Annotated in this window: 8 protein-coding genes; all 8 read left to right on the top strand. The window is 39.9% G+C overall.

Annotation, left to right across the window (positions count from 1 at the left end):
* The first annotated feature begins 675 nt into the window (after positions 1–675).
* The 8 genes from I6751_RS06780 to I6751_RS06745 all read left to right on the top strand — a co-directional run bounded on the left by I6751_RS06780 (position 676) and on the right by I6751_RS06745 (position 8,684).
* Positions 676–2,211: an LPS-assembly protein LptD gene (locus I6751_RS06780; RefSeq protein WP_196592369.1), complete on the top strand. Its 1,536-nt coding sequence runs from the start codon at positions 676–678 to the stop codon at positions 2,209–2,211.
* A gap of 6 nt (positions 2,212–2,217) precedes the next feature.
* Positions 2,218–3,216, top strand: coding sequence for a bifunctional heptose 7-phosphate kinase/heptose 1-phosphate adenyltransferase (locus tag I6751_RS06775; protein WP_196592368.1), 999 nt, complete (start codon positions 2,218–2,220; stop codon positions 3,214–3,216).
* A gap of 4 nt (positions 3,217–3,220) precedes the next feature.
* Positions 3,221–3,697, top strand: a complete 477-nt coding sequence (gene rfaE2 / locus I6751_RS06770; RefSeq protein WP_196592367.1) for a D-glycero-beta-D-manno-heptose 1-phosphate adenylyltransferase — start codon at positions 3,221–3,223, stop codon at positions 3,695–3,697.
* On the top strand, positions 3,694–4,758 hold the full coding sequence (gene waaC, locus I6751_RS06765; protein ID WP_196592366.1) for a lipopolysaccharide heptosyltransferase I: 1,065 nt from the start codon (positions 3,694–3,696) through the stop codon (positions 4,756–4,758). Before rfaE2 ends, waaC begins: the two co-directional genes overlap by 4 nt.
* Positions 4,715–5,608, top strand: a complete 894-nt coding sequence (locus tag I6751_RS06760; RefSeq protein ID WP_330998170.1) for a lysophospholipid acyltransferase family protein — start codon at positions 4,715–4,717, stop codon at positions 5,606–5,608. The genes waaC and I6751_RS06760 overlap by 44 nt, the downstream gene beginning before the upstream one ends.
* A gap of 12 nt (positions 5,609–5,620) precedes the next feature.
* On the top strand, positions 5,621–6,634 hold the full coding sequence (locus I6751_RS06755; RefSeq protein WP_196592365.1) for a Stealth CR1 domain-containing protein: 1,014 nt from the start codon (positions 5,621–5,623) through the stop codon (positions 6,632–6,634).
* 26 nt (positions 6,635–6,660) lie between these two features.
* Entirely contained in the window at positions 6,661–7,752 is a 1,092-nt protein-coding gene (locus tag I6751_RS06750) for a glycosyltransferase family 4 protein (RefSeq protein WP_196592364.1), read from the top strand.
* A gap of 563 nt (positions 7,753–8,315) precedes the next feature.
* Positions 8,316–8,684, top strand: coding sequence for an endonuclease domain-containing protein (locus I6751_RS06745; protein ID WP_196592363.1), 369 nt, complete (start codon positions 8,316–8,318; stop codon positions 8,682–8,684).
* Positions 8,685–8,847 lie beyond the last annotated feature (163 nt).

Raw genomic sequence — 8,847 nt, 5'->3', positions numbered from 1 at the left:
AACCCCTCAGTCGGCTGCGCCGACAGCTCCCCTAGAAGGGAGCCTTGGATTAGCCATCCTTAAAATGTCAGAAAAACACTCATTACATTCTGATAACCCAAAGTAAGTCATTGGTCATTCTTAAAATGTCGGAAAAATATTCATCACATTTCAATAACCCAAAGTGAATCTTTTGGTCAGTATCTTTATAGACATAAAAACACGTATCCTATCTTTTGTCCGCCTTTAAAAAGACAGGTGTGAGTTGCATTATATACACAAAAAATTCTTAATCTCTAAGAATTTTATAAGCTACATGTCTTTAAAACCTTCCTTAACAGGGCATTACACAGCAAAAATTCTTAATCTCTAAGAACTTCGTAAACCACACGTCTTTAAAGCCCTCCTTAACAGGGAGGGTGGCATGGCGCAGCCATGACGGGAGGGTTCACTCTTTAAAAATAATGATTACCCTATACTTCAAGTAAATATAATAAAAAAACAATTTATTTGATAATTTTCTTCAATATTATTGTATACTGTACTGATTTCTTGTTATACTTATGTCAACAAACAAAATATATCCATTACATAGTCCGCCTGGCAGAAAAATTCCAGCATAGAACAAAGCAGGATTTTTCTATTTGTTAACGAATTATGCCTAGTTGATATTATTTTTAGGAGAATTTAAATTATATGCGTAAAAGATTATATCTATTTTCAGCACTAGCCGCATTCACCACTGTTTTCAGTATGTTACAATCTCAGGCATCTGCTGACAGTACCGACGTGGATTTATTAAATTATCTTCAAGCCCAAAAGGATTATGATCGACTTCATATAAAAAACAAGGAGTTAACTGATCTGCGTGACGATATTAATAATGAAAAATTTATTCGTCCTATCGACCCTTCCAAACCTGCCCCAATAATTTTTGAGGGCAATAATATTTCATATAACAGCGTCAATGGAGATGTTTATGCTAAGGGCGATGTAAAGATAACCCACAATTATTCACGGCTCACTACCGACGAAATGTCCGGCAATGCCAACATCGGTGATGTTAATATACCCGATAAAGCTCATATGGCACAGTCGGGAGATCTGACTACCGGTGATCCTGATTTACTACTGAACGGTTATGATACTCATTATAACTACAATACAAAAAAGGGATCGATGGAAAATGCTGCCGGATCCATTAATGATAAACAAATCAAGGCCCAAAAGCTGGAATTTTATCCTGACGAAATGATTATCTATAACGGGTCAATTACTCGTTGTCCGGCAAAAGTCCCTGACTATCATATGTCTGCCGACAAGATAGAAATCTGGCCGGATGATCATATGGTTGCTTATAATGCCAAATTCTGGATAAAAAACCAAGTAGTTTACAAAAAAGATCGTTATATAACTAAAATCGGCAGGAATGCACCGGAAGACAACGCCGGTATTCCTATTCACGTATCTTATAACAGTGACGATGGTTTACATATCCGCTATGATTATGATAAAGATTTAACTGATAAAATCAATGCTTATATTAATTTCAATTACTACACCAAGTATGACCTGCGCAATGTATATGGTATAAAATGGACTCAGGACAAAGCTTCTTTCCGTACAGAATACGGTTATTACGAAGACGGTAACGATCATTGGATAAAAAAGGAACCAACCTTTATTTTTAACTATAATACCGGCATCGGGCATACACCATATTCCCTTGGTTTTTCCAGCGAATATGGTAAATGGGATGATGATATAAAATCCAGCTGGCACAGAAGTGAAACCGTCAGTCTGTCACGTGCTCCTATTTATCTTGGTTCACCTAAGGTGCGTTTATATCCTGATATTGGCTATACCTGGACTCACGAATCATATGATAACAGCAGTTCCAGAAACCTTTATTATGATGCTTCAGTTTTATATGACATAAATAGTAGAATATCTGCTTATACTGCTTATCATTACTCACGCTCCACTACACAAAACTCAGTTTTTGATTACGACTATGATGATTACTCCAAAAAAGTCACTGCCGGTATAAGTTACAAATTTGATGACAAAAACCGTGTCGTTATAGCCAACGAATTTGACGCCGGTGCCGGTATGAAAACAATGGATCGTGACTATTACTGGTATCACGACTTCCATTGCTTCGATATGGAATTAAAATATCGGGAAAAACGAAACTCATGGCATGTAAAATTCAATCTTGTTCACTGGTGATATATAATGGAAAATACTAAACAAAATTTACTGACTCTCATAAAAAAACTTCAGGGACAACCGGTTGCCGTAATCGGTGACATGGTTGCCGATATTTATCTCGAAGGCATCATCGAACGCATCTCACGGGAAGCACCGGTTCTGGTATTGCAACAGGACAACGAAAAAATGGTTGCCGGCGGTGCCGCCAATGTAGTGAACAATATTGCCACTATTGGCGGACAGGCTATCGCTGCTGGCATAATCGGAGATGACAAAGCTGCTTCGGGGCTGCGATCAATCTTAACTTCCAATAAAGCCGTCGTTGACGGATTACTAACTTCTGCGGAACGCACCACTATTACCAAAACCAGAATAATAGCCGGCGGCAGAGCCACTGTCAGTCAACAGGTAGTACGCATTGATCATGATAACCATATGCCGATGAATGACATCGACGAAAAAAAATTGTTGACTAAGCTGCAGTCTATTCTGCCACAAAGTAAAGCTGTTGTGCTCAGTGACTATGGTAGTGGCACGATAACTCCGGCCATACGTCGGCTGGTCATTGATTATTCTCAGCAGCACAATATTCCCTGTATGGTTGATTCTCGCTATCGTATCCATGATTTTAAGGGTGTTACTTATGTGAAACAAAATGATGCCGAATTAGCTGCGGCAGTGGATATGAAAATAAAAAATGACGACGATCTTTATGCTGCAGGAAAAATCCTATTAAATGAAATGCAGGCTAAGGGCATACTAGTCACTCGCGGTGAAAAGGGAATGACTTTGTTTGAAGCTAATGGCCAGATAAGCAATATCCCCGTATCAGATAAGAGTGAAGTATACGATGTATCCGGTGCCGGAGATACCTGCGTTGCCGCCTTTATATTATCCATGGCTGCTGGCAGTGACACTATAGCAGCCGCACAGCTTTCCAACTACGCAGCCGGTATAGCCGTACGAAAAATGGGAACTGCTACAGTGTCAATGCAAGAATTAATCCGAACACTGGGAAAGTGATATTATGATTATACAAAATACTGACATTGCTGCTTTATGTGATATATTGCGTCATTCCGGCAAAAAAATTGTTCTTACCAACGGTTGTTTTGACTTGCTGCACGCCGGACATGTCACATATCTGAAAAAAGCTGCTTCTTTTGGCGACTGCCTGATCGTTGGGCTCAACAGTGATGCTTCCGTAAAACGCTGGAAAGATGAAAAACGCCCGATTGTCGATGAAAATAACCGTGCCATTGTGCTTGATGCATTAGACTGCGTTGACTATGTTGTATTGTTCGATGAAACCAGTGCTGAAGCATTGGTAGAAAAAATAAAACCGGCGGTCTATGTAAAAGGCGGCGACTACACAATTGACACACTGCCTGAAGCTGGTGTTCTGCGCCGATGCGGCGGTCATGCACAATTTGTGGACATGGTTGCCGGTTGTTCCACTACCGGTATCATCAATAAAATAAAAGAAATATATATGATAAAATGAAAAATATACTAATTATCAAACTAAGTGCTATTGGTGATGTGATTCATGCATTACCCGTGGCCGCAGCTATAAAAAAAACCTGGCCTGATTGTCATCTGACATGGGTAGTCTCTCCGATAGCCGCTGATATTGTCAAAAATAGCCCGGCTATTGATAACATAATTATTTTTGACAGAAAAAAACTAAACTCATTAAGCAGTTTTATAAAATATATCCGCCCATTTTCTCATCAGCTCAATGTACGCCATTATGACGTCAGCATCGATTTGCAGGGATTGTTAAAATCAGCTTTAGTAGCTTTTTTAGCACATGCCGATAAAAAAATTGGTTATGCGGATATGCGCGAGGGCAGCTTTCTCATAAGCAGTCCAGTCAAGGGGTCCCATCAGCGTGGCCACATTATTGACCGATATCTTGACACAGCGGCGGCACTCGGCTGTGCTGTCGAAGATGTTGTTTTCCCTCTCGGTATAACACTATCTGAAAAGAATAAAGCGCTGTCACTACTGTCCGAAAATGGTTTAACTATTGAAAGTCGCTATATCGTCTTTATAATAGGTGCCAACTGGCCCAACAAACGCTGGCCGACAGCATATTTTTCCCAGCTGGCCGAATGGTGCAAGAATCATCGTCTGACGCCGATCTTAGCGGGTGCCGGTAAAACCGACAAAGTGTCAGCCGTGCAAATAAAAAGTTCTGCCTCCGATATCGATATCATCGATATGGTTGGCAAAACTTCATTAAAAGAATTGGCATATATACTACAAAATGCCGTGGCCGCTGTCGGCGGTGATACCGGCAGCATGCATATGGCGGCAGCACTCAACTGTCCCGCTGTGATGGTGATGGGTCCAACAGACGCCAATCGTAATGGTCCTTACCGGCAGCCAGAAAATGCGATTGAAGTCGGTTATCCATGCCGACATTGCTGGAAACGTAAGTGTCGATTTCAGCGTGATTGTCTGGCTGCTATCAAACCGTCCCGGGTAATTACTAAATTAGAAAATATATTGGAAGGTGGCTGTCATAGCACTATATTATGTCCTGAAAGCACTAAGTAAATTTTTTTGTCTGCTGCCGGAAAAAGCAGCTTATATTATCGGTGATGCCATCGGCAGTTTCACTTGGCTGTTAGTGCCGCAAAAAAGGAAAAAAATGGCTCTGAACAACGCCCGGCATGGTCTCAATATAACCGATGCCGAAGCTTTGACTATTGTAAAAAAAAGCTGGACAAGATTTGGCCCGATGATCGTTGAAGTGATGCGTTTTCCTATCATGTGCAATAACATGAATAAATACATTCATATTGTCGGCAGGGAAAATCTCGATGCAGCAGTGAAATTAGGCCGCGGCGGAGTTATCGCGGCGGCCCACAGTGATAACTGGGAGCTGCTTGGCGGTGTATTGGCACAAAATGGCTATAAACTGGTTGGTGTTGCACAAGAACAATCAAATCGCGGCGCCGACCGTTTCATAAATGAATACCGCGCCATGATCGGTATGTATGTAATGTATAAATACGATGTCCGCAGTATGTTCAAAATGATTGCTGACGGTTGGTTAATCGGTCTTATCATGGATCAGGATGCCGCTGAAGACGGCATCGTCATGCCTTTTCTTGGCCGGGATGCTTCCTGTGCCCACGGTGCCGCCACTATTGCCCGGCGCAACAATGCACCGATAATTCCTATCTTCATAACCAAGGGACCGGGACGAACCCATAACATCATTATCGATAAAGCTGTTTTTGTAGGAAAAACCCGTGATAAACATGGTGATATCCGCAAGGCTACTGCTATATTGACAAAGAAAATCGAAGAACACATAAAAAAGTACCCCAGTGAATGGTTTTGGCTGCATGATCGCTGGAAGTCAGTTGAACGCCATCGGGCGACTAAAACATATACCTAGGAAGGCGCTAATATGCAAAATACCAACTTTCCCATAGATTTTACAGTATGCTGGGTTGACGGTAATGATCCGGCCTGGCAAAAACAAAAAGACCTTTATGACCCAGACAGTAACGGTGACAAACGCGTCAGTCGTTACCGCGATTGGGATAATCTGCAGTATTGGTTTCGTGGTGTGGAAAAATTTGCACCATGGGTCAACAAAGTTCATTTTATTACCTGGGGGCATCTGCCTGCTTGGCTTAATACCGACAATCCTAAACTGAATATTGTCCGTCATGAAGATTATCTATTACCACAGTATATGCCAACATTCAATTCCAGTCCGCTGGAACTGAATTTACATCGCATCAAGGGACTTGCCGACCACTTTGTTTCTTTTAATGATGATATGTTCATCATAAAACCGGTAAGCCGTGATTTATTTTTTCAAAATACTCTGCCCACTGACTTTTGTATCGTCACTGCCATAAGCTCACCTGTAAAAAATGACATAATGCCTTTCATAAAGTTTAACAGCATGGCCGTACTAAATGCCAATTTTGACAAGAAGGACCAGGTCCATAAGCATTTTGACAAATGGATATCGTTAAAATATGGCTGGAATGCCTTGCGCAATCTGATTTTTTCCGGTGAACATCATTTCCGCGGTTTCTCTAATAACCATTTACCATATTCTTTTCTAAAAAGTACTTACGATGACATCTGGGCAAAAGAAAATGACGTGCTTGACGAAAGCAGCTGCCACAAATTTCGCAATCGCGGTGATGTTGACCAATGGCTCATCCGCTATTGGCAGCTTGTTAAAGGTGATTTTGAACCAATTGGCCGCCATACCAAAGGACGCGTCTTCGAGATTTATGGCAGCGTTGCTGATAATGCCGGGCTTTATGAAACTATCAAGGCTCAAAACATGCCAATGATCTGCATAAACGATAATGACAATATTGATTTTAGCGGTATAAAGCAATGTATAATTGATTCCTTTGAAAAAATATTACCAGAAAAATCAAGTTTTGAAAAATAATTTATATGATAAATAATTACAGTAATATGAATATAAATATAATGCTTCTTGTACCTCGCATGAATATCGGCGGCGCTGAAAGCCATGTAGCAATGCTGGCTCCACTTCTGCAAAAAAACGGTTATAATGTCATTGTTGTCTCTGGTGGCGGTCAGCTTGCCGATAAACTAGCGGCAAATGGCATTACTCAGATATTCTTGCCATTGCGCTTGAATACTGGTTTAGCTGCCTATTTTCTGCGCCGTATAATCAAAAAATATCATATTGATATAATTCACGCCCATTCTGCTGCTGCCGGAATTACTGCCATGAAATGCAAGTTGAATTATCATTTAAATTTACCGGTAATTTATACAGCACATGGGGCATTTGGCAATTCGCAGGAAAAAATTTTACTGGACTGTGATAAAATAATTGCCGTCAGCCAATGTGTCCGTCAGGTTGCCCTTGATAATGGTGCTGCCGCTGAAAAAGTACAGCTTATTTATAATGGTATTGATACTGAAAGATTTCGTCCTCATGATAATAGAAATGAGCTGAGAAAATATTATGCCATTCCTGATGATGCCTTTTGCATGGCTATCATCGCCCGTATAAAAAATCTGCGCAATAAGGGACATCAGCATATGCTTGATTTGCTGACAAACTATCAGACGGCAGCGAACTGGCACTTATTGATTATCGGCACCGGTAACGCAAAATGGCATTTGCGCTATCAAATATGGCGGCACGGCTTGAGCCGGCGTGTCCACTTTATCGGACATAAACCAGATGTGGAAAATTACTTGTCAGCGGCTGATGCTGTTGTTTTACCATCACGTTTTGAAACATTTGGGTTGGTGCTGGCAGAAGGAATGTCCATGCAAAAACCAGCGGCAGCTTATGATGTTGGCGGTATCAATGAGGTAATAACCAACAATATCACAGGCTTTACCGTTCCCTATGGTGATGATAAACTATTATGTCAAAAACTCAGTCAATTATCAGCAGATAAATCTCTGTGCGCACAAATGGGGCAGGCAGCACGACAAGACATTATTACTCGCTTTTCTCCGACAAAAATGCTTACAGAAATTTCGTCGTTATATAAACAATGTCTGTCACAATATAATATGTAAATAATATGTCCACCCTAAAAGGGCAGGGAACCGTGCACAGCATGTTGGTGGGTTGCATCTTACATACATAAAAATTCTTAATCTCTAAGAATTTTGTAAACCGCATGCCTTTAAAGCTCTCCTTAATGGGGAATTACACAACAAAAATTCCTAATCTCTAAGAATTTTTATAAACCACATGCCTTTAAAGCCCTCCTTAATGAAGAATTACACAGCAAAAATTCTTAATCTCTAAGAATTCCACACGCCTTTAAAGCCCTACTTAATGGGGAATTACACAGTAAAATTTTTAATCTCTAAGAATTTTGTAANTCCTTAAAATGTCGGAAAAACACTCATCACATTTCAATACCCCAAAGTAAGTCATTGGTCATCCTTAAAATGTCAGAAAAATATTCATCACATTTCGATGACCCAAAGTGAGTCTTTTGGTCAGTATCTTTATAATATGCCGACATGACACTCATCACACTTCAATATCTCAAAAGGAACCTTTTGGTTAGTGATTCTATAAACTCTGTCATAAACATCTGATGATTAAATAAATCACGGAGAATATTCTTATGAGTTTACCATACAATCGCAAAAATAAATCAATATCAAAATTTTTGCGTAAAACAATGACTAAAGAAGAACGCCATCTTTGGTACGATTTTCTTCGTAATTATCCAATAAAATTTTATCGTCAACGCAAAATTGAAAATTACATTGTCGATTTTTATTGTAATTATGCCAAACTGATAATTGAAGTTGATGGTGGACAACATTATAGTGAAACCGGACATATAAATGATAATAAACGAACATTATTATTACAAAAATACGGTTTACATGTCATGCGATTTTCTAACACAGATGTGATTAAACATTTCACTGAAGTATGTTATACAATAGATGCATATATTAAACATAGCCACAACAAAAATTCTTAGTCTCTAAGAATTTTGTGAACTGCATATCCTAAGCCCTCCTTAACAGGGAGGGTGACATAGCGTAAGCCATGACGGGAGGGTTTACTTCCTAAACTTCCGCATAAAATAATGTCTTATACAGTAGTCAACAAAAATTGTCTTTAAGGTAACCCCTCAGTCGGCT

This window comes from Pectinatus frisingensis (assembly GCF_015732285.1).
Taxonomy (GTDB): Bacteria; Bacillota; Negativicutes; order Selenomonadales; family Selenomonadaceae; genus Pectinatus; species Pectinatus frisingensis.
Note: the sequence above shows the minus strand (reverse complement) of the source record. Positions and strands in the feature narration are given on the sequence as shown.

Coding starts and splice junctions, on each gene's coding strand:
- I6751_RS06780 (WP_196592369.1), top strand. CDS start 676: ATGCGTAAAAGATTATATCTATTTTCAGCACTAGCCGCATTCACCACT.
- I6751_RS06775 (WP_196592368.1), top strand. CDS start 2,218: ATGGAAAATACTAAACAAAATTTACTGACTCTCATAAAAAAACTTCAG.
- rfaE2 (WP_196592367.1), top strand. CDS start 3,221: ATGATTATACAAAATACTGACATTGCTGCTTTATGTGATATATTGCGT.
- waaC (WP_196592366.1), top strand. CDS start 3,694: ATGAAAAATATACTAATTATCAAACTAAGTGCTATTGGTGATGTGATT.
- I6751_RS06755 (WP_196592365.1), top strand. CDS start 5,621: ATGCAAAATACCAACTTTCCCATAGATTTTACAGTATGCTGGGTTGAC.
- I6751_RS06750 (WP_196592364.1), top strand. CDS start 6,661: ATGAATATAAATATAATGCTTCTTGTACCTCGCATGAATATCGGCGGC.
- I6751_RS06745 (WP_196592363.1), top strand. CDS start 8,316: ATGAGTTTACCATACAATCGCAAAAATAAATCAATATCAAAATTTTTG.